This is a genomic window from Kocuria flava (assembly GCF_001482365.1).
GTDB classification, from domain to species: domain Bacteria; phylum Actinomycetota; class Actinomycetes; order Actinomycetales; family Micrococcaceae; genus Kocuria; species Kocuria flava.
Map to the genome: position 1 here is coordinate 1,271,044 of NZ_CP013254.1, position 22,901 is coordinate 1,293,944.

General features: G+C 75.8%; 22 protein-coding genes. 14 read left to right on the forward strand and 8 right to left on the reverse strand.

What is annotated here, in order from left to right; translation table 11 throughout:
* The first annotated feature begins 23 nt into the window (after nucleotides 1-23).
* Together AS188_RS05765 and AS188_RS05770 are read left to right on the forward strand one after the other, a co-directional pair.
* Nucleotides 24-1,118 carry a CPBP family intramembrane glutamic endopeptidase gene (locus AS188_RS05765; RefSeq protein WP_058858052.1) on the forward strand — a complete coding sequence of 365 codons (1,095 nt, stop codon included), beginning with the start codon at nucleotides 24-26 and terminating at the stop codon, nucleotides 1,116-1,118.
* A gap of 10 nt (nucleotides 1,119-1,128) precedes the next feature.
* Entirely contained in the window at nucleotides 1,129-2,442 is a 1,314-nt protein-coding gene (locus tag AS188_RS05770) for a M18 family aminopeptidase (RefSeq protein ID WP_058858053.1), read from the forward strand.
* A gap of 67 nt (nucleotides 2,443-2,509) precedes the next feature.
* Here AS188_RS05770 and AS188_RS05775 read toward each other — a convergent pair whose 3' ends face one another.
* Nucleotides 2,510-3,961, reverse strand: a complete 1,452-nt coding sequence (locus AS188_RS05775) for a glyceraldehyde-3-phosphate dehydrogenase (protein ID WP_058858054.1) — start codon at nucleotides 3,959-3,961, stop codon at nucleotides 2,510-2,512.
* Between the two features lie 230 nt (nucleotides 3,962-4,191).
* Between AS188_RS05775 and AS188_RS05780 the strand changes: the two genes are divergently transcribed.
* The 6 genes from AS188_RS05780 (at nucleotide 4,192) to AS188_RS05805 (ending at nucleotide 9,572) form a co-directional block, all read left to right on the forward strand.
* Nucleotides 4,192-5,160 carry an IS481 family transposase gene (locus tag AS188_RS05780; protein ID WP_147050849.1) on the forward strand — a complete coding sequence of 323 codons (969 nt, stop codon included), beginning with the start codon at nucleotides 4,192-4,194 and terminating at the stop codon, nucleotides 5,158-5,160.
* 96 nt (nucleotides 5,161-5,256) lie between these two features.
* Complete coding sequence (locus AS188_RS05785) at nucleotides 5,257-6,186, forward strand: carbohydrate kinase family protein (RefSeq protein WP_058859757.1); 930 nt, start codon at nucleotides 5,257-5,259, stop codon at nucleotides 6,184-6,186.
* A gap of 51 nt (nucleotides 6,187-6,237) precedes the next feature.
* The gene (locus tag AS188_RS05790) at nucleotides 6,238-6,756 is read left to right on the forward strand and encodes a YbhB/YbcL family Raf kinase inhibitor-like protein (RefSeq protein ID WP_058858056.1); all 519 of its coding nucleotides are present in this window, start codon (nucleotides 6,238-6,240) and stop codon (nucleotides 6,754-6,756) included.
* Between the two features lie 10 nt (nucleotides 6,757-6,766).
* Nucleotides 6,767-7,645, forward strand: a complete 879-nt coding sequence (locus AS188_RS05795) for an HAD family hydrolase (protein ID WP_236945064.1) — start codon at nucleotides 6,767-6,769, stop codon at nucleotides 7,643-7,645.
* Nucleotides 7,646-7,655: 10 nt separating this feature from the next.
* Nucleotides 7,656-8,480 carry a glycerophosphodiester phosphodiesterase family protein gene (locus tag AS188_RS05800; RefSeq protein WP_058858057.1) on the forward strand — a complete coding sequence of 275 codons (825 nt, stop codon included), beginning with the start codon at nucleotides 7,656-7,658 and terminating at the stop codon, nucleotides 8,478-8,480.
* A gap of 39 nt (nucleotides 8,481-8,519) precedes the next feature.
* Nucleotides 8,520-9,572 (forward strand): enoyl-CoA hydratase/isomerase family protein, encoded by a 1,053-nt coding sequence (locus AS188_RS05805; RefSeq protein WP_058858058.1) that lies wholly within the window; start codon nucleotides 8,520-8,522, stop codon nucleotides 9,570-9,572.
* A 7-nt stretch (nucleotides 9,573-9,579) separates the two neighbouring features.
* On the opposite strand, the gene AS188_RS05810 is transcribed toward AS188_RS05805, so the two are convergent.
* Complete coding sequence (locus AS188_RS05810; protein ID WP_058858059.1) at nucleotides 9,580-10,080, reverse strand: hypothetical protein; 501 nt, start codon at nucleotides 10,078-10,080, stop codon at nucleotides 9,580-9,582.
* A 175-nt stretch (nucleotides 10,081-10,255) separates the two neighbouring features.
* Between AS188_RS05810 and AS188_RS05815 the strand changes: the two genes are divergently transcribed.
* Both AS188_RS05815 and AS188_RS05820 read left to right on the forward strand, forming a co-directional pair.
* Entirely contained in the window at nucleotides 10,256-11,608 is a 1,353-nt protein-coding gene (locus AS188_RS05815; protein ID WP_058859759.1) for a phosphoribosyltransferase, read from the forward strand.
* A 32-nt stretch (nucleotides 11,609-11,640) separates the two neighbouring features.
* The gene (locus AS188_RS05820; RefSeq protein WP_236945065.1) at nucleotides 11,641-12,927 is read left to right on the forward strand and encodes an erythromycin esterase family protein; all 1,287 of its coding nucleotides are present in this window, start codon (nucleotides 11,641-11,643) and stop codon (nucleotides 12,925-12,927) included.
* A 9-nt stretch (nucleotides 12,928-12,936) separates the two neighbouring features.
* Here the strand turns inward: AS188_RS05820 and AS188_RS05825 are convergent, their stop codons facing one another.
* On the reverse strand, nucleotides 12,937-13,461 hold the full coding sequence (locus AS188_RS05825; RefSeq protein WP_058858061.1) for a hypothetical protein: 525 nt from the start codon (nucleotides 13,459-13,461) through the stop codon (nucleotides 12,937-12,939).
* A gap of 355 nt (nucleotides 13,462-13,816) precedes the next feature.
* On the opposite strand from AS188_RS05825, the gene AS188_RS05830 reads away from it, so the two are divergent.
* The 4 genes from AS188_RS05830 to AS188_RS05845 all read left to right on the forward strand — a co-directional run bounded on the left by AS188_RS05830 (nucleotide 13,817) and on the right by AS188_RS05845 (nucleotide 15,899).
* Nucleotides 13,817-14,440, forward strand: a complete 624-nt coding sequence (locus AS188_RS05830; RefSeq protein ID WP_083529280.1) for an Hsp20/alpha crystallin family protein — start codon at nucleotides 13,817-13,819, stop codon at nucleotides 14,438-14,440.
* A complete protein-coding gene (locus tag AS188_RS05835; protein WP_058858062.1) occupies nucleotides 14,437-14,871 on the forward strand; it encodes a universal stress protein in 435 nt (144 codons plus the stop codon). The genes AS188_RS05830 and AS188_RS05835 overlap by 4 nt, the downstream gene beginning before the upstream one ends.
* An 85-nt stretch (nucleotides 14,872-14,956) precedes the next feature.
* On the forward strand, nucleotides 14,957-15,394 hold the full coding sequence (locus AS188_RS05840; RefSeq protein WP_058858063.1) for a universal stress protein: 438 nt from the start codon (nucleotides 14,957-14,959) through the stop codon (nucleotides 15,392-15,394).
* 79 nt (nucleotides 15,395-15,473) lie between these two features.
* The gene (locus tag AS188_RS05845) at nucleotides 15,474-15,899 is read left to right on the forward strand and encodes a universal stress protein (RefSeq protein WP_058858064.1); all 426 of its coding nucleotides are present in this window, start codon (nucleotides 15,474-15,476) and stop codon (nucleotides 15,897-15,899) included.
* A 65-nt stretch (nucleotides 15,900-15,964) separates the two neighbouring features.
* Here the strand turns inward: AS188_RS05845 and AS188_RS05850 are convergent, their stop codons facing one another.
* The 5 genes from AS188_RS05850 to AS188_RS05870 all read right to left on the reverse strand — a co-directional run bounded on the left by AS188_RS05850 (nucleotide 15,965) and on the right by AS188_RS05870 (nucleotide 22,759).
* Nucleotides 15,965-17,854: a heavy metal translocating P-type ATPase gene (locus AS188_RS05850; RefSeq protein ID WP_083529281.1), complete on the reverse strand. Its 1,890-nt coding sequence runs from the start codon at nucleotides 17,852-17,854 to the stop codon at nucleotides 15,965-15,967.
* Nucleotides 17,851-20,229, reverse strand: coding sequence for a phosphoenolpyruvate synthase (gene ppsA / locus AS188_RS05855; RefSeq protein WP_236945066.1), 2,379 nt, complete (start codon nucleotides 20,227-20,229; stop codon nucleotides 17,851-17,853). The genes AS188_RS05850 and ppsA overlap by 4 nt, the downstream gene beginning before the upstream one ends.
* A gap of 40 nt (nucleotides 20,230-20,269) precedes the next feature.
* The gene (locus AS188_RS05860) at nucleotides 20,270-20,695 is read right to left on the reverse strand and encodes a four-helix bundle copper-binding protein (protein ID WP_058858066.1); all 426 of its coding nucleotides are present in this window, start codon (nucleotides 20,693-20,695) and stop codon (nucleotides 20,270-20,272) included.
* A gap of 36 nt (nucleotides 20,696-20,731) precedes the next feature.
* Entirely contained in the window at nucleotides 20,732-21,184 is a 453-nt protein-coding gene (locus AS188_RS05865) for a hypothetical protein (protein WP_058858067.1), read from the reverse strand.
* Between the two features lie 219 nt (nucleotides 21,185-21,403).
* Nucleotides 21,404-22,759 (reverse strand): uracil-xanthine permease family protein, encoded by a 1,356-nt coding sequence (locus AS188_RS05870; protein ID WP_058858068.1) that lies wholly within the window; start codon nucleotides 22,757-22,759, stop codon nucleotides 21,404-21,406.
* Between the last annotated feature and the right edge of the window lie 142 nt (nucleotides 22,760-22,901).

Consider the following 22,901-nt stretch of genomic DNA (forward strand, 5'->3'; position numbering starts at 1 on the left):
GGCGCGGCCGATAGCGTAGGGGCATGACCACCCGCACCGTGCCCTGGGCGCCCGCCGGCGACGACGCCCGCCCGGGCCCGCCCGCCCGCCGACTGCCCTACCACCGGCTGGGCCACGCCGACCCGGCCCACCGCTGGTGGAAGCCCCTCGTGGAGCTGCTGGTCTTCGGCGCCGTCTACGTGCTGCTCAGCGCCGTGCTGGGCATCGTGTGGACCCTGTGGCTGATCGCCACCCGCGGCGAGGGCGCGCTCGACGAGCTGCTGGGGGACCTGGCGAGCCTGGACATCATGGACCCGGCGCTGCTGTTCATGACGCTGTTCTCCGTGGTGCTGATGATCCCGGCGATCGTCGTGGCCCGGCTGGTCACGGGCCCCCGCCCGCTGGGGCTGCTGCTGTCCGTGACGGGGCGGCTGCGCTGGGGCTTCCTGGTCCGCACGACCCTGCTCGCCCTGGCCGTCTACGCGGTGGGCCACGGCCTGCTCCTGGTCCTCGAGCTGGCCACCACGGGCTCGCTGCAGCCGGTCGCGCCGCCGGAGCCGCCCGCGCAGCTGTGGCTGATCGTGCCGATGATCGTGCTGCTCGTGCCCCTGCAGTGCGCGGCCGAGGAGCTCGTCTTCCGCGGCTACCTGCTGCAGACCGTCGGGCGCTGGGTGCGCTCCCCGGCCCTGGCGGTCCTGCTGCCGGTGCCGCTGTTCACCTTCGCCCACCTCTACGACGTCTGGGGGCTGCTCGCGGTCGCGGCCATGGCGGTCGTGGCCGGGTGGCTGAGCTGGCGCACCGGCGGGCTCGAGGCCGCGATCGGGCTGCACGTGGTGAACAACGTGCTCGCGTTCTCCCTCGCGGCCGCCGGCTGGGCCGACCCCATGCCCGAGGAGTCCACGTGGGTCTCCCTGGCCTCCGCGCTGCCGCTCTACCTCGTCTTCGCCTGGCTGGTCGTGCGCGACGCCCGCCGGCGGGGGATCGAGGTCACCCGCACGGTCCCCGCCGTCCCGGCCCCGGCGCCGCTCCCGCCCGCCGGCGGCGGTCCGGGCGGGTCCGGCGGATGGGTGTGCCCCGGCCCGCCGGCGTGCCCCGGGCACTGGGCCGCCCCGGCCCCCGCCCCGGGGCCGCGTCCGTAGACTGGCCGGCATGGCAGCGCACGAGACCTCCCCCGACCCCCGCTCCGTCGTGGCCGACCTCGGCCGCTACGTCACGGACTCCCCGAGCTCCTACCACGCGGCCCGGGCCGCGGCGGCCCGGCTCGAGGCGGCCGGCTTCACCCGCCTGCCGGAGGAGGAGCCGTGGCAGCACGTGCACGGGCGCCGCTACGTGCTGCGCGACGGGGCGCTGATCGCCTGGGTCGCCCCGCACGGGGTGCCCGCCGGCGCCGGCTTCCGGATCCTCGGGGCGCACACCGACTCGCCGGGCTTCAAGCTCAAGCCGCGCCCCGGCACGAGCGCCCACGGGTGGCACCAGGCGGGCGTGGAGGTCTACGGCGGGCCCCTGCTGAACTCCTGGCTCGACCGCGACCTGCGCCTGGCCGGGCGCCTCGTGGTGCGCGGCGAGGACGGGACGCCCACCGAGGTGCTGACCGCGACCGGGCCCGTGGCCCGCATCCCGCAGCTGGCGATCCACCTGGACCGGGAGGCGAACAAGGGGCTGACCCTCGACCGGCAGCAGCACCTCCAGCCCGTGTGGGGCGCGGGCGCGGAGGGCGCCGACGTCCTCGCGCTGCTGGCTGCGCACGCCGAGGGCGGCCCCGTGGACCCGGGGCGCGTCCTGGGCCACGACGTGGTGCTGGCCGACACCCAGGAGCCCGCGCTCCTGGGCGCCTCCGGCGAGCTGTTCGCCTCCGGCCGGCTCGACAACCTCTCCTCCGTCCACGCCGGGCTCACCGCCCTGGTCCGGGAGGCGGAGGCCCTCGAGAGCGGCCGGCGGATCGCGGTGCTCGCCGCGTTCGACCACGAGGAGATCGGCTCCGGCACCCGCTCCGGGGCCGCGGGCCCGTTCCTCGAGGACGTGCTCGTGCGCGTGGCCGAGGCCCTGGGCCGGACGTCGGCCGAGCACCGCCGGGCGCTGGCGGACTCGGTGTGCCTGTCCGCGGACGCCGGCCACCTGGTGCACCCCAACTACGCCGGCCACCACGACCCGGTGAACCGTCCCGAGCCGGGGGCCGGGCCGCTGCTGAAGCTCAACGCCGACCAGCGCTACGCCACGGACGCGGTGGGCGCCGCGATCTGGGCGGCCGCGTGCGAGCGCGCGGGCGTGGCCCACCAGCAGTTCGTCTCCAACAACCGGATCCCGTGCGGGTCCACGATCGGCCCGCTGACCGCCACCCGGCTGGGCATCCGCACGATCGACGCCGGGATCGGGCTGCTGTCGATGCACTCCGCCCGCGAGCTGTGCCACGTGGCCGACGCCGCCGCGCTCGGCGCCGTCGCCGGGGCGTTCTTCACCGGCTGAGGACCCCGCGCGCACGCAGCAGGGGCGCCCCCGCGCGGGGACGCCCCTGCTGCGCTGCGGGCCCGGGTCAGCGCGCGGCGGTCCCGGCGACCACCCGCTCGGCGGGGAACTGCGGCATGGCGATGTCGGCCATGCGCGCCAGCACGCGCACCACCTGGCAGGAGTAGCCGAACTCGTTGTCGTACCAGACGTAGAGCACGAGCGAGCTGCCGTTGACGATGGTCGCCAGCCCGTCCACGACGCCCGCGCGGCGCGAGCCCACGAAGTCGGTGGAGACGACCTCGGGGGAGTCGGTGTAGTCGATCTGCTTGCGCAGGGACGAGTTCAGCGAGATGTCGCGCAGGTACTGGTTGACGGCGTCCTTGGACTCCGGGGCGTTCTCCAGCTGCAGGTTCAGGATCGCCATGGACACGTCCGGGGTGGGGACGCGGATGGCGTTGCCGGTGAGCTTGCCGGCCATCTCGGGCAGGGCCTTGGCCACGGCCTTCGCCGCACCGGTCTCGGTGAGCACCATGTTCAGGGCGGCGGAGCGGCCGCGGCGGTCGCCCTTGTGCCAGTTGTCGATGAGGTTCTGGTCGTTGGTGTAGGAGTGCACCGTCTCGACGTGGCCCTGGGCGATGCCGTACTTGTCGTTGAGCACCTTCACGACCGGGGTGATCGCGTTGGTGGTGCACGAGGCGGCGGAGAGGATCCTGTCCTCGGGCACGATCACGTCGTCGTTGACGCCGCAGACGATGTTCTTCAGCTCGCCCTTGCCCGGGGCGGTGAGCAGGACCTTGGCCACGCCCTTGGACCCCAGGTGCTTGGACAGCCCGGCCTCGTCGCGCCACACGCCGGTGTTGTCCACGACGATCGCGTTGTCGATGCCGTAGGCGGTGTAGTCGATCTCGGAGGGGTCGTTCGCGTAGATGAACTGGATCGCCACCCCGTTGGCGGTGATGACGTTGTTCTCCTCGTCGACGTGGATCGTGCCGTCGAACTTCCCGTGCACGGAGTCGCGGCGCAGCAGGGAGGCGCGCTTGACGAGGTCGTTGCCCGGCTTCTTGCGCACGACGACGGCGCGCAGGTTCAGCCCGGTGCCGTCGTTGCGGTTGACGAGGATGCGGGCCAGCAGGCGGCCGATCCGGCCGAAGCCGTAGAGGACGACGTCCTGCGGCTCGGGGGTGTTCTGGTCCCTGCGCCCGACGACCGGGGCGAGCTCCTCGCGCAGGAACGCCTCGAGGTCCAGGTCGGACTCCTTGGACATGCGGTTGAGCTTGCCCAGGTCCACGGCGCACGTGCCGAGGTCCAGGCGGGAGAGGGTCTCCAGGAGGCGGGTCGTGTCCTCGAGGGGCAGCTCCTCGCCGTCGATGCGGCGGGCGAAGCGGTGCGCCTTGATGATCTGGGTGACGGACTTGTGGACGAGCGAGCGTCCGTAGACCGTCGGGACGACCTTGTTCTCGCGGTGCAGCCGGCCGACCAGGGGAACGACGGCCTCGGCAAGCGCCTCGCGCTCGGCCCAGCTCTCGGGGGTGCTCAAGAATGACCTACTTCCTCGGCCGGGGACCTCGTCGTGTCCGGCCGTGTCGTGCCGCGCGTCGTTGCGCGGTCTCGGGACGCGTGCGCCGCTGCGGGGTCTTCGCGGAGGGCACCGCCGCCCATTCTAGGTGTACCCGGTCAGGACGTTGGTAGCAGGAGGGTGTTGACGTGAGGAGAGCCTCCGGGTGGGGTGTGGCTTGTCTAAGGCCCACATCCACCACGGAGGCTCCCGTGTCCCACCGTAATGCCCGCACCACCGTCCACGGCAGGCTGCTCATCGTCTCCCGGCACCGTTCCGGGATGCCGAAGTCCCACATCGCCAAAGCCATGGGGATCTCGCGCAAGTGTGTGTCTCACTGGATCGCCCGCTACGACACCGAGGGCGAGACCGGTCTGCAGGACCGGTCCTCCCGCCCGCACACCACCCCGACCCGCACCTGCCCGAGCACGGAGCAGCGGGTCCTGGCGCTGCGCGCCAGGACCCGGCGGGGCCAGGACTGGATCGCAGGTGAGCTGGGCATCCCGGCACGCACGGTGGGGCGGATCCTGGCCCGCCACCAGGTCCCGTACCTGCGGGAGCTGGACCCGCTCACCGGTGCGGTGATCCGGTCCTCGAAGACCACCGCGGTGCGCTACGAACGCGAGCACCCCGGGGAGTTGGTGCACATGGACGTGAAGAAGCTCGGGCGGATCCCTGATGGTGGCGGCTGGCGTGCCTTGGGGCGTGCGAACGCGGTCAGAGATCGACGCCATGGGCCCGGCTTCGACTACGTGCACTCGGTGGTCGACGACCACTCGAGGCTGGCGTACTCGGAGATCCACGCCGATGAGAAGGGCGCCACCTGCGCGGAGTTCCTGGCCCGGGCGGCCGTCTACTTCGCCGGCCACGGGATCCCGAGGATCGAGCGGGTGATGACCGACAACGCCTTCGCCTACCGTCATTCCGCGGCCGTGCGGGAGGTGGTCGCGGCCCTGGGTGCCAAGCAGATCTTCATCCGCCCGCACTGCCCGTGGCAGAACGGCAAGGTGGAGCGCCTCAACCGCACCCTGGCCACCGAGTGGGCCTACCGGCAGGTCTTCATCAGCAACGACGAACGCACCGCCGCCCTTGCCCCCTGGATCGAGCACTACAACACTGAAAGACGCCACAGCGCACTCGGCGGACACCCACCGGTCAGCCGCCTGCGACCAACCTCATGACCGGGTACATCTAGGCGCACCGGGGCCCCCGGGGTGGCCTGCGTTACGCTCCCGCGCCGCCGGGTCCGCGCGGGGGCCGGGTGCTACCGTGTGGGCATGCTGACGGTGATCGGAGAGGCCCTCGTCGACGTGGTCTCGAAGCAGGGCCAGGAGCCCCGGGCGCACGCGGGCGGCAGCCCCATGAACGTGGCCGTCGGGCTGGCCCGGCTCGGCCACGAGGTGCAGTTCCTGGGCCGCTACGGCGGCGACGAGCACGGCACCCGCGTCCAGGCGCACCTGCGGGACAACGGGGTGCGCCTGCCCTTCGAGCCCGACACCCGGCCCACCTCCGTGGCCGAGGCCGTGATCGACGACGACGGCGCCGCCACCTACGACTTCCGGCTCGACTGGTCCCTCGAGCTGGACGACGACCGGCTCGAGCGGCTGCTGGCCGGCACCGAGCTGCTGCACGTCGGCTCGATCGGGGCGATGCTCGAGCCCGGCGCCTCGAGGGTCCGCCGGGCCGTGGAGCTCGCCCACGGCCGGGCCGTGGTCTCCTACGACCCGAACTGCCGGCCCTCGATCATCCCCGACTCCTCGGCCGCCCGGGCGCGGGCGGAGGAGCTGGTGGCCCTCGCCGACGTCGTGAAGGCCTCCGACGAGGACCTGCTGTGGCTCTACCCCCACCGCAGCGTCGAGGAGACCGCCGCGGCGTGGCTGCGGGCGGGAGCGCGCCTCGTCGTCGTCACCCGCGGCCCGATGGGGCCCTGGGCCCGGACCCGGGCCACCGGCCCGCGCGGGGTGGAGGTCCCGGCCGCCCGTGCCGAGGTCGTGGACACCGTGGGCGCCGGCGACTCCTTCATGGCCGCGACCCTGGGCTGGCTCGCCGACCACGGCTACACCGGGGCCACCGCCCGCGAGCGGATCGACGACCTCGACGCCGGGCAGGTCGAGGACCTGCTGCGCTTCGCGGCCGCGGCCGCGGCCGTCACCGTCTCGCGCGCCGGCGCGGACCTGCCCCGGCGCGAGGACCTGCCCCGCGGCTGACCCCGCGCCCGACGCACCCGACCGCACGTCCCCGACCGGAAGGAGAGCCCCGTGCTCGACCGCGAACCCTACGCCGACCTGCCCGACCTGCCGAGCTTCACGCTCACCTCGGAGGACCTCACCGACGGCGGGCCGCTCCACCCCGACCAGTGCTCCGGCATCATGGGCGCCGGCGGGCGGGACGTCTCCCCGCAGCTGAGCTGGTCCGGTGCCCCGGAGGGCACGAAGAGCTACGTGGTGACGATGTTCGACCCCGACGCCCCCACGCCCAGCGGCTTCTGGCACTGGTGCCTGTCCAACATCCCCGCCGACGTCACCTCCCTCGAGCGGGGCGCGGCCTCGAACCCGCCGGCGGGGGCGGTCAAGCACCGCAACGACGGCGGCACGGACGAGTACATCGGCGCCGCCCCGCCCCCCGGCCACGGCCCGCACCGCTACGTCGTGTGCGTGACCGCCGTCGGGGAGGAGACCATCGAGGTCGACGAGAGCGCCAGCCCGGCCGCCGTGAACTTCCAGCTGTTCAGCCACGGCATCGCCCGCGCCTGCCTGACGGGCGTGCACGAGAGGTGACGCGCCGACCGTGAGCCCGCCCCTGGAGGTCCCCCCGCCGGGGACCCCGATCCGGCTGATCGCCAGCGACCTCGACGGCACCGTCCTGGGCCGGGACTTCCGCTTCCGCCCCCGCACGGTCGAGGCGCTGCGCGCCGCCCAGGACGGCGGGCTGCACGTGGTCTTCGTGACGGGCCGGCCGATGCGCTGGCTGGACCCCCTGCGCGAGCAGCTCGCGCACGAGGGCGTGGTCATCTGCTCCAACGGCGCGGTCGTCTACGACCTCGCGGCCGACCGCGTCGTGGAGTCGAGCCTGTTCCCCGTGCACGAGGCCTTCGCGGTGATGGACGAGATCGCGGCCCGCCACCCCGGGTCGCTGTTCGCCGCCGAGACCCTCGAGGGCGTCTACACCGACCACGGGTGGGCCCGCACCGACCGGATGGAGAGCGGGGCCCCGCGGACGGGCCCGCTGCGCGAGCAGGTCCCGGCGGAGCCGGGGCTCGTGAAGTTCCTGGCCAAGCGGGACGGGGCGGAGCCCCACGCCTACGTGCGGGCGCTGACCGAGCTGGTGGGCGGGCGGCTGTCCGTGACCTCCTCCGTGGCCGGGAGCCCGCTCGTGGAGATGGGCCAGCGGGGGCTGACCAAGGCCCGCACGCTCACCCAGTACGCGGCCGAGCGCGGGATCGGCCCGCACGAGGTGCTCGCCTTCGGGGACATGCCCAACGACCTCGAGATGCTCACCTGGGCCGGGCACGGCTACGCCATGGCGGACGGCCACCCCGCGGTGGTCCGGGCGGTCGGGCGCACCGCCCCGCCCTTCGCCGAGGACGGCGTGGCCCGGGTGATCGAGGCGCTGCTGCGCGAGCAGGCGGGGGAGCGGCCTGCGGGACAGGTCTCTACGGCTGGGTAACAATGGGGTCGTGGACACCCCAGCACCCCGCCCCGCCGCGCCGGCGGCCCTCGCCCACCGCGGCTTCTCCCCGGAGGGCGCCGAGAACACCCTCGACGCCGTCCGCGCCGCCCGCGACCTGGGCTACGCGTGGATCGAGACCGACGTGAACACGACCGCCGACGGCGTCGTGCTCAGCTTCCACGACGAGACCCTCGACCGCGTCACCGGCACGCCCGGGGCCGTCTCGGCGCTGACCTGGGAGCAGGTCCGCCGCGCACGCGTCGCCGGCGGCCCGGCCATCCCCACCCTCGCGGAGCTGCTGCGCGCCTTCCCCGAGCTGCGGTTCAACATCGACGTCAAGGACGAGGCCTCGGTCGCGGCCCTGCCGCCGCTGCTGCACGAGCTCGGCGCCGCCGGGCGGGTGCGCGTGACCTCGTTCTCCGAGAGCCGCCGGCGGCGCACCCTGCGGGCCCTGCGCGCGCTCACCGGCGGCCCGGTGCCCACCTCCTCCGGCAAGGAGGGGATGCGGCTGCTGCTCGTGAGCTCGTGGCTGGGCGGGCCCGCGTGGCGGATCGCCCGCCGGCTGGCCGCCCGGTGGATCGAGCCCTTCGACACCGTCCAGATCCCCCGCCGCCACCGCGTGCGCGGGGGCCGGGAGATCGAGCTCGTCACCCCCCGCTTCCTCGCCTTCGCCCACCGCCACGGCATCGCGGTGCACGTGTGGACCGTCAACGACCCCGAGGAGATGGCCGAGCTGCTCGAGCTCGGCGTGGACGGGATCGTCACCGACCGCGCCGACCTGCTCGCGGACCTGCTCGCCCGCCGCGGGCAGTGGCCGCCCTCCGGCGTGTGAGCCGTGGCACCCGGGTCCGGGCCGTGGCAGGGTGGGCCCATGACCGACATCACCGCCCTGCCCGCGGACCCGGAGCCGTACGTGCTCGCCGAGGTCCGCGACGGGACCGGCCACCTCGTGCTGAACCGGCCCCGCCAGCTCAACGCGCTCACCGCGCAGATGTACCTCGACCTGCGCGCGGCCCTCGACGCGTGGCGCGACGACGACGCCGTGGACCACGTGCTGGTCACCTCCGCCTCCCCGAAGGCGTGGTGCGCCGGCGGGGACATCCGCCAGGTCCGCGAGGCCGTCACGAGCGGGCGGATCGGGGCGGCCACGCGGGTCTTCGCCGTCGAGTACGCCCTCGACTGCCTCATCGCCGACTACCCCAAGCCCTACGTGGCGCTGATGAACGGCATCTGCATGGGCGGGGGCATGGGCATCTCCGTGCACGGCTCCCACCGGGTGGTCGGCCCCTCGACCGTGCTGGCCATGCCCGAGACGCGGATCGGCTTCTTCACGGACATCGGCGCCTCCTGGTTCCTGCCCCGCGTCTCGCGCCCGGGACGCCGGGACGAGCCCGGCCTCGCCGTCGGCCGCTGGCTGGCCCTGGGCGGGCAGCGGATCACCGGGGCGGACGCCGTGGCCCTCGGCCTCGCCGACGTCCTGGTCGCCGACGAGGACTTCCCCGCGCTCGCGGACGCCGTGGTCGCCGAGGGGCCGGAGGCGGCCCTGGCGCGCTTCGCCCGCGACCCGGGACCCTCCGCGGTCGTGGAGCGGTGGGACGAGATCGAGCAGCGCTACGGCGCCGGCACCCTCGAGGAGATCGTCGCCGCGGCCCCCGAGGACCTCGAGGGCATGAGCCCGTCCTCCCTCGTGCGCACCTTCGAGCTGCTCGAGCGCGGCGCCGCCGAGCACGACGTCCGCTCGTGCCTGGGGCGGGAGCTGCGGCTGGCCGCGGACACGATCGCCCGCCCCGACTTCGCCGAGGGGGTGCGCGCGGTGCTCGTGGACAAGGACAACGCCCCGTCCTGGGAGCACGCCTCGGTCGCCGACGTCGACGTCGCCGCCGTGCGCGCCCTGCTCGACGAGAAGCTGCCGCTGCCCCTCTGAGCCCCGCTCACCCGTCCCGGGCGACCGGGGCGGGGCGCACGACGTGGCGGCGCCAGCCCAGCAGGAGCACGACGGCCAGGGCCGCGGTGACGACCACGAACCCGGCGAGGGTGTCCCGGGCGGCGAGGCTGCGGAGGATGCCGTAGACGAGGGTGAACAGCGCTCCCAGCTCGACGCCCTCCGCGAGGACCCGGTGGCGCCGCTCCACGGCCAGGCCCGCCGCGAGCAGCGCCACGGCCGCGACGGTCGCGGCGATGCCGACGTCCCGGTGGTGGGCCGCGGCCCGGTCCTCCCACGCCCGCCGCTGCTCCTCGTAGGCCTGCCACGCCGGCAGCTCCTCGGCCGTCAGGGCCCGGCGCTCCTGAACGAGGGCCAGACCCCCCGGCGGCTCCGGCTCGGGCGGACCGGGGTGGACCGTGCTGATGCCCGTGCCGACGAACAGCGCCAGCATCAGCCCCAGGCAGAACGTGTAGACCGCACGCACCACCCGGGTCTCCGTCGTCGTCATGGACCCGTTCCCTCCGTCGTCCGCCGCTGCCGCCCCCATCATCGCCCGGGCACCGGCCGGCGTCCACGGCCGTCACCTCCCGGGCGGGTCTTCCGCGCCCCCGCACCCCTGCCTACCCTGGGAGCACCTCGGACGGGCCCGGCAGGGAACGGGCCCGGGAAGGCGGGTGGGGACCATGACGATCTACGAGGACCGGGTCGACGCCGGACGTCAGCTGGCCCGGCGGCTGCTGCCGCTGCGGGGCCAGGACGTGGTCGTGCTGGGGCTGCCGCGCGGGGGCGTGCCCGTGGCCTTCCAGGTGGCCATGGCACTGGACGCGCCCCTGGACGTGATCGTGGTGCGCAAGCTCGGCGTCCCGTCCCAGCCCGAGCTGGCGATGGGGGCCATCGGCGAGGAGGGCGCCCGGGTGCTCGACGAGCGCACCGTGCGCTACTTCGGGCTGGGGGAGGAGCAGGTCGCCGCCGTGGAGGAGCGCGAGCGCGCGGTGCTGGAGGAGCGCACCACCCGCTTCCGCGAGGGCCGCGAGCGCGTGGACCTCACCGGGCGCACGGCCCTGGTCGTCGACGACGGCATCGCCACCGGTGCCACGGCCCGGGTGGCCTGCCGGATCGCCCGCCAGCTCGGGGCCGCCCGCGTGGTGCTGGCCGTGCCGGTCGCCCCGGAGGAGGCGGTGGCGCGGGTGGCCGAGGCGGACGAGGTCGTCTGCCTGGCGACCCCGCACTTCTTCACGGCCGTCGGCTACCACTACCGGGACTTCTCGCCGACGGACGACGACGAGGTCGTGGCCCTGCTCGACGCCGCCGCGCGCCGGCACCTGCCGCAGCTGCCGGGGCCCCCGGGGGACGGTGCGGGCGCCGGCACCGGACCCGTGGACCAGGACGTGCGCATCCCCGCCGGCGGGGCCGAGCTGGAGGGGCACCTCGTGCTGCCCCGCCCCGGGGCCGGGGTCGTGGTCTTCGCCCACGGCTCCGGCAGCAGCCGGCACAGCCCCCGCAACCGCTACGTCGCCGAGGTGCTGCAGGAGGCGGGGCTGGGCACCCTGCTCCTGGACCTGCTCACCCCGCGGGAGGAGGCCGACCGCGCCAACGTCTTCGACATCGGGCTGCTGGCGCAGCGCCTGGGCGCGGCCACCGCGTGGCTGCAGCAGCTGCCCGCCGCGGCCTCCTCGCCCGTGGGCTGGTTCGGGGCCAGCACGGGCGCGGGGGCGGCCCTGTGGGCGGCGGCCGAGCCGGGGGCCCGCGTGCGGGCGGTGGTCTCGCGCGGCGGGCGCCCGGACCTCGCGGGCCCGCGCCTGGGCGAAGTCCGCGCGCCGACGCTGCTCGTCGTCGGCGGGCAGGACCCGGAGGTGCTCGCCCTCAACCGGCGGGCCGCGCAGATGCTGCACTGCCCGCACCGGCTGGTCGTGGTGCCCGGGGCCACCCACCTGTTCGAGGAGCCCGGCACCCTCGCGCAGGCCGCCGAGCTGGCCCGCGACTGGTTCACCGACCACCTCGGCGCCTCCGGCGGCGAGGGCGGGGGCCCGCGGTGAGCCCGCGGCGCAGCCCGTCCCCGGGGACGGACGTGCTCGCGCAGATCCGCTCCCTGGCCGGTCCGCTGGTCGCCCCGGAGGACCTCGACCGGCTCGTGGAGCGCTGCGCCGGGGCGCGCTGGGTGTGCGTGGGGGAGGCCTCCCACGGCACGCACGAGTACTACCGGTGGCGGTCGCTGCTGAGCCGCCGGCTGATCGAGGAGCACGGCGTCGCCTGGATCGGCGTTGAGGGCGACTGGCCGGACTGCTGGCGGCTCGACCGGTGGGTGCGCGGGCTCGGCGACCAGGACCTGGACGCCCGCGGCGTGCTCGCCGGCTTCGAGCGGTGGCCCACCTGGATGTGGGCCAACGAGGAGGTCGCCGAGTTCCTGGACTGGCTGCGGGAGTTCAACGAGCGTCGGCCCGCGCCGCGGCAGGTGGGCTTCTACGGCCTCGACGTGTACTCGCTGTGGGACTCCCTGCGCGAGATCATCGCCTGGCTCGAGCAGCACGCCCCCGAGGCGCTGCCGGCGGCCCTGCAGGCCTGGCAGTGCTTCGTGCCCTTCCACGAGGACCCGCACGAGTACGCGTGGAGCACCCGGATCGTGCCGGAGAGCTGCGAGCCGGACGTCGTGGCGCTGCTGGCCGAGGTGCGCCGGCGGACCCTGGGCCGGACCGCGGAGGACCCCGGGGCCTTCACGGCGGCGCTCAACGCGATGGTCGCCGCCGACGCCGAGCGCTACTACCGCACGATGGTCCTCGGCGACCGCCGGTCCTGGAACGTGCGCGACCAGCACATGGCGGACGTCGCGGACCTGCTGGCCCGCCACCACGGCCCCGGGTCGACGGGGCTGGTGTGGGCGCACAACTCGCACGTGGGCGACGCCCGGGCCACCGACATGTTCGACGCGGGGCTGGTCAACGTGGGCCAGCTGCTGCGGGAGCGCCACGCCCCGGCCGAGGTGGTCCTCGTGGGCGCGGCCGGGTGGACCGGCACCGTGGTCGCGGCCGAGGCGTGGGGCGAGCCCGAGGAGGTCGTGGCCGTGCCGGAGGCCCGTGCCGGCAGCCACGAGGACCTGCTCCACCGGGCCCTCGGGGAGCCGGCCGCGATGGTCTTCGGCCGGGACCGGTCGGGACCGTGGCTGTCGGGGCGGTGGGGCCACCGGGCGGTCGGCGTCGTCTACCACCCGTGGCGCGAGGCCGGCAACTACGTCCCCACGCGCATGGGGGAGCGCTACGACGCGCTGCTGTGGTTCGAGGACACCCGGGCCCTGCGCCCGCTGCACCACGAGCTCCCGCCCGAGGAGCCGGAGCTGGGGACCGAGCCGACCGGCCTGTGACCCCGGGCGTCAGCCCGCCGGCGGCGCCGCCGCGGCCGTCTCCGCGGGCGGGCGCGGGCCCTCGTGGCGGTCCTGGAAGAAGCGGCGCCAGCCCAGGAACAGCACCACGGCCAGCCCCACGGACACGGCGGCGAAGGTCAGCCCCGTCTCGTCCGAGGCGAAGCTGCGCCCGACCGCGTAGACCAGGTTGAACAGCCCGCCGAGCATCACACCGTTGGTCAGCACCTGGTTGCGCCGTTCGAGGACCAGGCTCAGGGCCAGCAGCAGGACCGAGGCGGCCAGGGACACCACGGCGACGTCGCGGTTGTAGTCGTTGCGCTCCTCCTGCCACGAGCGCATCTGCTGCTCGTACTCCCGCTCCCGGGCGAGCTGCTCCTCGGTGGGTTCCTCGCCGGGGGTGAACTGCATCTCGACCGGGTACTCGGGCATCTCCGGTCCCGGGTGGAAGGTCTGGATCCCCAGCCCCACGAACAGGGCGATCAGCGCCCCCAGGAAGAAGGTGTAGACGATCTTCATCACTCGGTTGTCGTCCACGGCGCGCTCCGATCCTCGTGCCCCGGGGCCCGCCGCCGGCCGGCCGCGGCGCTCCGGGTGCCTCCATTGTGGGCCGCCTCCGCCCGCGCGGCCAGCACCGCCGCGGCCGGGACGCCCCGGGACCACGACCCGGTGCGCCCCGGCGGGCCGCGGCCCCGTCCGGCCCCCGGTGCGGGCCCGGACGGGGAGGGGCTCGTCATGTGCGCGCGAGCAGACCCGGACCCTTGGGCCCGGGCCCGCGACGGGCCTACCCTGGCGGTGCCGGGGCAGGGCTCCTGCCGCCGGCCGGCTCCCCGGGGAGCGGACGTGGCTCCCCGCCGGCCGCGACCGGCGCTCGGAGGAAGGAGGTCCGACCATGGCCGGACTGATGCGCAGGGACCCGTTCGAGGTGCTGGAGCCGTTCCGCCGGCTCCTGGAGGGCGGGGATCTGCAGGCGGCGACGCCGCGGGTCGAGGAGTTCCGGGAGGGCAGCACCGTGGTGATCCGCGCGGAGCTGCCCGGCATCGACCCCGAGGCGGACGTCGAACTGACCGTCGTGGACGACACGCTGCGGCTGCGCGCCGAGCGGCGCGAGCGCAGCGAGCACAGGACCAAGGACGGCTACCGCTCGGAGTTCCACTACGGCTCGTTCTCCCGCACGCTCCCGCTTCCCGCGGGGTGCAAGGAGGAGGACATCACCGCGACCTACACCGACGGCGTCCTCGAGGTCCGGGCCCCCGTGCGGGAGCAGGACGAGCGGCCGGCGACCCGGCGGATCCCCGTCCGGCGCACCGGCGGGGCCCTGGGCGCGGGCGGCACGAGCTCCGGCGGTGCGGAGACGGGCGGCACGGGTGCCGCAGGCACCGCGGCCGGCGGCACGGCGACCGGCACGGGCACGACCGGCGCGACGCCCGGCACGACGACGGCGGGCGGCACGGGTCCCGCCACCCCGGCCGGCGGGAGCACGGGCGGACCGGCGCCCGAGGGGAGCATCCCGTGACCGAGCCGGAGCGGCCGGGCGAGCGGGTCGTCGTCGGCCTCGACGGCTCGGAGTCCTCGAAGGAGGCGCTGCGCGAGGGCCTGCGCCTGGCCCAGGCCCTCGACCTGCCGCTGGAGGCGGTCATGTGCTGGGAGGATCCCCTCCTGTTCGAGAGCTACCGCGTGGTCGACCCCGAGGAGTTCCGGGTCGCGAGCGAGCAGCTGCTCGAGCGGACGCTGGCGGAGGTCCTCGGGCCCGAGCGCCCCGCCCGGCTGACGTCCCGGCTCCTGCGGGGCCGGCCCGCCGAGCAGCTGATCGAGTGCAGCGAGGGCGCGCGCATGCTCGTCGTGGGCAGCCGCGGGCGCGGCGGGGTCGCCGGGATGCTCCTGGGCTCCGTCGGCTCCGCGCTCGTGTCCCACGCCCGGTGCCCGGTGCTGGTCGTCCGGCACTGACCCGCCCCGCTCCCGTCCCTGCAGGGACGGGAGCGGGGTCCACGACCCACGGCGCCGTCGGCGGCGCGGACGGAGGAGGACCGCCATGACAGCACCCGGACCCGACGAGCAGGCCCCCGTGCTGGTGGGCATCGACGGCTCCGCCGGCTCCCGGGCGGCGCTGCGCGCCGCCGCGCGCATCGCGCAGGCCCTGGACGCCCCGCTCGAGGTGCTCATGCTCTGGGAGGGGCCGCCGCTCTACGAGGGCTGGGACGTCGTGGACCCCGACCGGCCCCCGGAGGGCAGCGTGCGGCTGCTGCGGGAGTCGCTGGCGGAGGTCTTCGGCGAGCGGCTGCCCGCCACGGTGCGGGCCCGGCTGGTGCACGGGCGCCCCGCCGAGCGGCTCGTCGCCGAGAGCGGGCGCGCCCAGCTGCTCGTCGTGGGCCGCCGCGGCCACAGCGGGCTGCGCAGCGCCGCCCCGGGCTCGGTGTCCACCGCCTGCGTGGGGCACGCCCGCTGCCCCGTGATGGTCGTCAAGCACTGACGTCCCGCGCGGCCGGGGACTACCCTGGGAGCACAGGGCGTGCCGGCCCGCGGGACGCCGCGACGAGGGGGTTTCAGCCATGACGGAACCGTCGGAGGACCGCGTCCTGGTCGGGATCGACGGCTCGGAGGCCTCGCAGGAGGCCCTGCGCCTCGCGGCCCGCCTCGCCCGGGCCCTGGGCGCGCCGCTCGAGGCCATCGCCTGCGCCGGGGACCCCACCGTCCTCGACGCCGACCTGCTCGTGGACGAGGAGGCGCTGCGCGCCAACCACGAGCGGATCCTCGCCCGGACGGTGGCGGCCGTGTTCGGCGACGACGTCCCACCGGGCCTGCGCACGACCGTGCTGGGCGGCCGCCCCGCCGGGCGGCTCATCGCCGAGAGCGAGCACGCCCAGCTGCTCGTGCTCGGACGCCACGGCCGCTCCGGGCTCGGGGCGCGCCTGGGCTCGGTCTCCAACGCGTGCGTGGCCTACGCGCACTGCCCCGTGGTGGTCGTCCGGCACTGACGTCCCGCCCGCGCCACCCGCGCGTTCCGGCGCGCGCCGGGGGGCCGGGACGCGGCGGGCGGCGCTCACGGCTCCCGGCGGGGCCCCCGCAGCGCGCGCAGGGCGTTGAGGATCGCCAGCAGGTCCACGACCTCCTGGCTCAGCGCCCCCAGGATCGCCGGCAGCACGCCCGTGGCCGCGACCAGCATCAGCGCCACCGACAGCGCGATGCCCAGCCAGATGCTCTGGAGGGCGACCTGCACGGTGCGCCGCCCGATGCGCACGGCCGTGGCGGTGCGCGAGAGGTCCTCAGTGAGGACCACCACGTCCGCGGACTCGCTCGCGGCGGTGGCCCCGCGCGCGCCCATCGCCACGCCGACGTCCGCCACGGCGAGCACGGGGGCGTCGTTGACGCCGTCGCCGACCATCAGCACGGGCCGGTCGGGGGCCTCCCGCACGGTGCGGACCTTGTCCTCGGGCAGGCACTCCGGCAGCACCTCGCGCAGCCCCAGGTCCGCGGCGACGTGCTCGACCGTGGCCCGGGCGTCGCCGCTGAGCACGAGCAGCCGCCGCACCCCCAGGGCGGTGAGCTCGGCCATCGTCGCGGCCGCGTCCGCGCGCACCCGGTCGCTCATCACCAGCGTGCCCGCGAACCGGCCGTCCACCGCGGCGTAGACGGCGAGCTCGCCCGGGCCCAGCGGCTGCTCCGGGGTGCCCGGGGCGCTGCGGGCCACGTGCGCGCGCTTGCCGACGACCACCTCGTGCCCGTCCACCCGCGCCGTCACGCCGTGGGTGGCCTCCTCGTGGGCGGTGCGCGCCGCGGGCAGCACGAGCCCCCGGGCGAGAGCGGCCTCCCGCACCGAGGTGGCCAGCACGTGCGAGGAGTACTGCTCGGCGGCGGCCACCAGCCGCAGCAGCCCGTCCTCGTCCCACGGCGGGGCCGGGTGCACGGCCCGCAGCTCGGGGCGGCCGTAGGTGATGGTGCCGGTCTTGTCGAAGGCGGCCGTGCGCACGCGCGCCAGCCGCTCCAGGGTCCCGGCGTCCTTCACGATCAGCCCGTTGCGGGCGGCCCGGCTCATCCCGCCCAGGAACGCCACGGGCGCCGCCAGCAGCAGGGGGCAGGGGGTCGCCACCACGAGCACCTCGGCCACGACCACGGGGTCCCCGTGCCACCACCACGCCAGCCCGGCCACCAGGAACGCGAAGGCCGTGAACGGCACCGCGTAGCGGTCGGCCAGGCGCACCACCGGGGCCCGGGAGGCGGCAGCCTCGCGGACCATCGCCACGATCGTCGCGTACTGGCTCTCCGCGGCGGTGGCGCTCGCGCGCAGCACCACGGCCCGCTGCTCGTTGAGCACCCCGGAGAGCACCTCGTCCCCGGCCCGGCGGGTCACCGGGAGGGACTCCCCGGTGATCGAGGACTCGTCGAAGTCGGCCTCCGCACTCACGAGCCGCCCGTCCACGGGCACGACCTCGGCCGGGCGCACCAGCAGCTCGTCGCCGGGACGGACCTCCTCGACCGCGACGTCCTCGACGGCGCCCCCGGGCCCGAGCCGGTGGGCGAGCACGGGGGCGCGCTCGAGCAGGGCGTTGAGCTCCTTGCGGGCCCGCTCGGCCGCGTAGTCCTCGAGGGCCTGCCCGCCCGTGAGCATGAGCACGACGACGAGGGCGGCCAGGTACTCGCCCACGACCACGGTGGCCGTGATCGCGGTGACGGCCAGCAGGTCCACGCCCCACCGGCCGGCCAGCAGGTCCCGCACCATGCCCCAGGACACGTGCAGCGCGACCCCCACGGCCCAGGCCGAGCCCGCCCACCGGGCGGCGGCCGGCTCGCCCGCGGCGAGCAGCCCGAGCACCGCGAGCCCCACCAGCAGCGTCGCGGCGACCAGCGGGTAGCGCCGCGGGACGCGCAGGAGGCGGCCGACGGGGCCCGGGGGCGCGGCGGTCCCGGGGCGGGTGCCGACGGGGACGCTCATGCGTCCATTGTGCTCCCGGGACCCGCGGCCAGACGCCGTCCGGTCTCGGCGATCCGCCGGGCCGTGCGCAGGAAGCTGTCGGGGTTCAGGGAGATCGAGTCGATCCCCTCGCGGACCAGGAACTCGGCGAAGTCCGGGTGGTCGCTGGGACCCTGCCCACAGATCCCGATCGGGATGCCCGCGGCGTGGGCCTTGCGGATCGCCTCGGCGATCATGCGGGTCACCGCCTCGTCCCGCTCGTCGAACAGGGCCCGCAGGGCCTCGGCGTCGCGGTCCACGCCCAGGACGAGCTGGGTGAGGTCGTTGGAGCCGATCGAGAAGCCGTCGAAGCGGGCGGCGAACTGCTCGGCGAGGACCACGTTGGAGGGGATCTCGCACATCATGTAGACCTTCAGCCCCTCCCGGCCGCGCTCGAGGCCGTGGGCGGCCATCTCCGCGAGCACCCGGTCCGCCTCGGCGGGGGTGCGGCAGAACGGGACCATGACCACCACGTTGCGGAAGCCGATGTGCTCCCGGACCCGCCGCAGCGCCCGGCACTCGAGGGCGAAGCCCTCCCGGTACCGGGGGTCGTAGTAGCGCGAGGCCCCGCGGAAGCCCAGCATCGGGTTCTCCTCGGCCTGCTCGAAGGCCGCCCCGCCCACCAGGTGCGCGTACTCGTTGGACTTGAAGTCGCTCAGCCGCACGACCACCGGCCGGGGGTGGTGCGGGGCGGCGAGCTTCGCCAGGCCCAGCGCCAGGGTCTGCACGAAGTACTCGCCCGGGTCCTCGAAGCCCTCCGTCAGCTCGGCGATCCGCCGGCGGTCGGCCTCGTCGGCGACCCGCTCGGGGCGGACCAGGGCCATGGGGTGGACCTGGACGATGCTGTTGACCACGAACTCCATCCGCGCCAGGCCCACGCCGTCGGCCGGCAGCCGCCACCAGCGCAGGGCGGCGTCGGGGCTGGCGACGTTGACCATGATCGCGGTGCGCGTGCGCGGCAGCGACCCGAGGTCGACCTCCTCGGCGCGGAAGGGCAGCGTCCCGGCGTAGACCCGCCCGCGCTCGCCCTCCGCGCACGAGACGGTCAGCTCCTGCCCGTCGGCCACGACGGCCGTGGCGTCCCCGGTGCCCACGACCGCCGGCAGCCCCAGCTCGCGGCTGACGATCGCCGCGTGGCTGGTGGGCCCGCCGTGGTCGGTGACCACGGCCGCGGCCCGGCGCATCACGGGCACCCAGTCGGGGTCGGTCGTGCCGGTGACGAGCACCGCCCCGGCCGGGAAGTCCTCGACGTCGGCGGGGGAGCGCACCACCCGCGCCGGCCCGGCCGCGATCACGTCGCCGATGGCCGCGCCCGAGGCGAGCACCGGCCCCGAGCCCTCCAGGTGGTGGACGGTGAAGCGGGTCCTGCCGCGGCGGGCCTGGACGGTCTCCGGGCGGGCCTGCAGCAGGAACAGCTCGCCGGTGGACCCGTCCTCGGCCCACTCCAGGTCCATGGGCCGGCCGTAGTGCTCCTCGACCTGCACCGCCCAGCGGGCCAGGCGCAGCACGTCGGCGTCGTCGAGCACGAACGCCCGGCGCTCCCGGTCGGTCGTGGCCACGAGCCGGGTCCGGGGCGCGGCGGCGGGGGCGTCGTCGTCGCGGACCATCTTCTGCAGCTTCGCGCCCCGGGTGCGCTCGACCACCGGCGCGGGGGCGGCCCCCAGCAGGGGCTTGAACACGACGTACTTGTCGGGGTCCACGGAGCCCTGCACCACGGTCTCCCCGAGGCCCCACGCGGCGCTGACCACGACCACGTCGGGGAAGCCCGTCTCGGTGTCGAGGGTGAACATCACCCCAAAGGCGCCGAGGTCCGCCCGGACCATCTCCTGGACCCCCACGGACAGGGCCACCGCCAGGTGGTCGAAGCCCTTGAGCTCGCGGTAGGTGATCGCCCGGTCGGTGAACAGGGACGCGTAGCAGCGCCGGCACGCCTCGAGCAGGGCCTCCTCGCCGACCACGTCCAGGAACGTCTCCTGCTGCCCGGCGAAGCTGGCGTCGGGGAGGTCCTCGGCCGTGGCGTTGCTGCGCACCGCCACGGCCGGGTCGGCCCGCCCGGTGCGGGCGCCCAGCGCCCGGTAGGCGGCGCGGATCCGCTCGGCCGTGTCCTCGGGGAAGGCCCCGCCCAGGAACAGCTCCCGCACGGCGGCCCCGGTCTCGCGCAGGCCGGCCCGCCCGGACCGGTGCGCCGCGAGCAGCTCCCCGAGCCGCGGGCCGATCCCGTTGGCGGCCACGTAGGCGCGGTAGGCGTCCGCGGAGGTCGCGAAGCCGCCGGGCACGCGCACCCCGCGCCCGCCGAGGGCCCGCAGCAGCTCGCCCAGGGAGGCGTTCTTCCCGCCCACCCGGGGGACGTCGGCCATGCCGAGCTCCTCGAGCGGGAGGACGTCGGGGCCGGACACCTCAGCCCCTCCGCGCGAGCAGCGCCGCGCAGGCCCGCTCGCACCGCCGGGCCGCCTCGGCGGCGACCGCGCAGTGCTCGTAGGTCTCGGCGTGGCGGCCGGAGGCCTCCGCGCAGGCCGCGCCCGCGCCCCGGCACGCCTCGAGCAGCGGCAGCAGCACGGCGTGCCCGTCCCCGGGCTGCGGGAAGCCGCGCCGGGCGAGCACCGCGGCCGTCGCGGCGGCCACGGCGGCGCAGTCCTGCTGGGTGCGCGCGCACTCCCGCAGCTGCGCCACGTCCGGCTCGTCGAGGCACGCGTCCGCGGCGACCAGGCCGACCTGCGCGGCCTCCAGGCACGCCTCCATGCACTCCGCCTCGGCCGAGCGCTCCCCGGTCGGCACCTCGGGCGCCGCCGGGTGCGCCGTGAGGGCGCGGTGGATGCTGTTCATGCCGGTGCTCCTCGGCTCGTGCGGGCCCCGCCCGCCTCAGCCCGCGAGCCGGGCCGCCGGTCCGGCGTCCCGGTCCTCGGGGGCGAGGGGCAGGTCGGGTCGGTAGGGGACCGTGCCGCGGGCCCGGCGGGCACCGGACGGGCCGGCCGGCCGTCCCGGCGCGGGGGTGCCCGCTCGCCGGGCGGCGAGACGGGTCACGGTGCCGTGCACCGGCAGCTCCTCCGGCAGCACGAACGCGACGGGCGGGGTCCCGCGCACGGCCTCCTCGTGCTCGGAGGTCCACCGGAGCAGGTCCACGGCGGCCGCGTCCACGTGGTGGGCCGCCGCGAGGTCGACGCTCACGCGGATCCCGGGGACGAGGCCGCGGGCCCGGCGCAGCAGCGGGGCCAGGGCCCGGTGGTTGAGCTCCGTCAGGCAGCCCGTGACGACCAGCCGGACGGTCCGGCCGTCGAGGTCCACCTGGACGAGGACGGAGAGCTTGTGGTGCATGGATCCCCCAAGGACGTGCGTCGCGCGCGGCGGGCAGCCCGGCCCGCCTCCGGCCTCCCACGGTAGGGAAGGAGACGTGCGTCACCAAGGCGCGGGCGCTCCCGGCGCCCACATTTCGTCAACCGACGGGTAACCCCGCCCGCCCCCGGACCCGGAGCCCGGACCCGGACCCGGAGCCCGGCCCGGCGCCGCCGGGGCCCTGCGCCGCCGCGCAGCGGCTCAGCCGAGGGGCGAGGGCAGCCGGGTGGTGTCGGGGGCCAGCGGATCGGTGCCCACGGTGCCGCGGCGGCGGGCCAGGCCCGCCATCACGTGGTAGACCACGAGGGTCGCGGCCGTGCCCAGGGCGATGCCGGCGAACTGCAGCCCGAAGGCCTCCCACGTGTAGTCGGCGATGCCGATGATCATCGCCACGGCGGCGGTGGTGAGGTTCACGGGGTTGGAGAAGTCCACGCGGTTCTGCACCCAGATCCGCACCCCGAGCATGCCGATCATGCCGTAGAGCACCGTGGCCGCCCCGCCCAGCACCCCGGCGGGCACGGTGGCCACCGCGGCCCCGACCACGGGGAAGACGCTGAGCAGGATCGCCACGAGGGCCGCCACCCAGTACGCGGCCGTGGAGTAGACGCGGGTCGCGGCCATCACCCCGATGTTCTCGGCGTAGGTGGTGGTGCCCGAGCCGCCGCCGGAGCCGGCGACGACCGTGGCGAGGCCGTCGGACATGATGGCCCGCCCGATCCAGGGGTCGAGGTCGTCGCCGGTCATCAGCGCCACGGACTTCACGTGCCCGATGTTCTCGGCGACCAGCACGAGCACCACCGGCACGAACAGCCCCAGCAGGGGCAGGTGGAACTCGGGGGCCTGGAACGGGGGCAGCCCGACCAGGCCCTGCTCCTGCCACACGGCCCCGAGCCCGGAGAAGTCGACCTCGCCGCGCAGCACCGCGGTGACGTAGCCGATGAGCACGCCGAGCAGGATGGACAGCCGCCCGGGCAGCCCGCGCAGGAGCACCGAGATCAGGACGATGGACCCGAGCGTGACGAGCGCGGTGACCGGCGCGGCCATGAAGTTGTCCTTGGCCGAGGGCGCGAGGTTGAAGCCGATCAGCGCCACGATGGTGCCGGTGACCAGCGGCGGCATGAGCCGCTGCAGCCAGCCGGTGCCGGCGGCCTGCACGAGCAGCCCGAGCAGGAACAGGGCCGCGCCGGCCATCACCACGCCCCCGAGCGCCCCGCCGGGGCCGAACTGCGCGGTCGAGGCGGTGATGGGGGCGATGAACGCGAAGGAGGACCCGAGGTAGGACGGCACCCGCCCGGCGGTGACCAGCAGGAACAGCATCGTCCCGAGACCGGAGAAGAACAGGGTCGTGGACGGCGGGAAGCCGGTGATCAGCGGGACGAGGAACGTGGCCCCGAACATGGCGACCACGTGCTGGGCGCCGATCGTCGCGGTCCGCGGCCAGGTGAGGCGCTCGCGGGGGCCGACGACCCGGCCGGGGGCGACCGTGCGGCCGTCACCGTGCAGGCGCCAGCGCAGGCCCAGGCGGGCGGCGGGGGGTCCGGGCTCGGGGGAGGTCATGCGGGTCTCCTCGACGGCGGTGGGGAGGCCCGGAGCCGGGCCTCCCCAACTGTACTCGGTCGTGCGCGGAGCCTCGTGTCGGGCGGTGCCCCTACACTCGGGAGAGCGATCGGTCAGCAAGGTTGCTGACGGAAGGGCGCGG

Bases quoted from the DNA above. Each gene is read 5' to 3' on its own strand.
- AS188_RS05860 (WP_058858066.1), bottom strand. From the start codon at position 20,695: ATGAACAGCATCCACCGCGCCCTCACGGCGCACCCGGCGGCGCCCGAG.
- AS188_RS05850 (WP_083529281.1), bottom strand. From the start codon at position 17,854: ATGAGCGTCCCCGTCGGCACCCGCCCCGGGACCGCCGCGCCCCCGGGC.
- ppsA (WP_236945066.1), bottom strand. From the start codon at position 20,229: ATGGCCGACGTCCCCCGGGTGGGCGGGAAGAACGCCTCCCTGGGCGAG.
- AS188_RS05810 (WP_058858059.1), bottom strand. From the start codon at position 10,080: ATGACGACGACGGAGACCCGGGTGGTGCGTGCGGTCTACACGTTCTGC.
- AS188_RS05865 (WP_058858067.1), bottom strand. From the start codon at position 21,184: ATGCACCACAAGCTCTCCGTCCTCGTCCAGGTGGACCTCGACGGCCGG.
- AS188_RS05770 (WP_058858053.1), top strand. From the start codon at position 1,129: ATGGCAGCGCACGAGACCTCCCCCGACCCCCGCTCCGTCGTGGCCGAC.
- AS188_RS05840 (WP_058858063.1), top strand. From the start codon at position 14,957: ATGACAGCACCCGGACCCGACGAGCAGGCCCCCGTGCTGGTGGGCATC.
- AS188_RS05830 (WP_083529280.1), top strand. From the start codon at position 13,817: ATGGCCGGACTGATGCGCAGGGACCCGTTCGAGGTGCTGGAGCCGTTC.
- AS188_RS05845 (WP_058858064.1), top strand. From the start codon at position 15,474: ATGACGGAACCGTCGGAGGACCGCGTCCTGGTCGGGATCGACGGCTCG.
- AS188_RS05785 (WP_058859757.1), top strand. From the start codon at position 5,257: ATGCTGACGGTGATCGGAGAGGCCCTCGTCGACGTGGTCTCGAAGCAG.
- AS188_RS05765 (WP_058858052.1), top strand. From the start codon at position 24: ATGACCACCCGCACCGTGCCCTGGGCGCCCGCCGGCGACGACGCCCGC.
- AS188_RS05805 (WP_058858058.1), top strand. From the start codon at position 8,520: ATGACCGACATCACCGCCCTGCCCGCGGACCCGGAGCCGTACGTGCTC.
- AS188_RS05870 (WP_058858068.1), bottom strand. From the start codon at position 22,759: ATGACCTCCCCCGAGCCCGGACCCCCCGCCGCCCGCCTGGGCCTGCGC.
- AS188_RS05815 (WP_058859759.1), top strand. From the start codon at position 10,256: ATGACGATCTACGAGGACCGGGTCGACGCCGGACGTCAGCTGGCCCGG.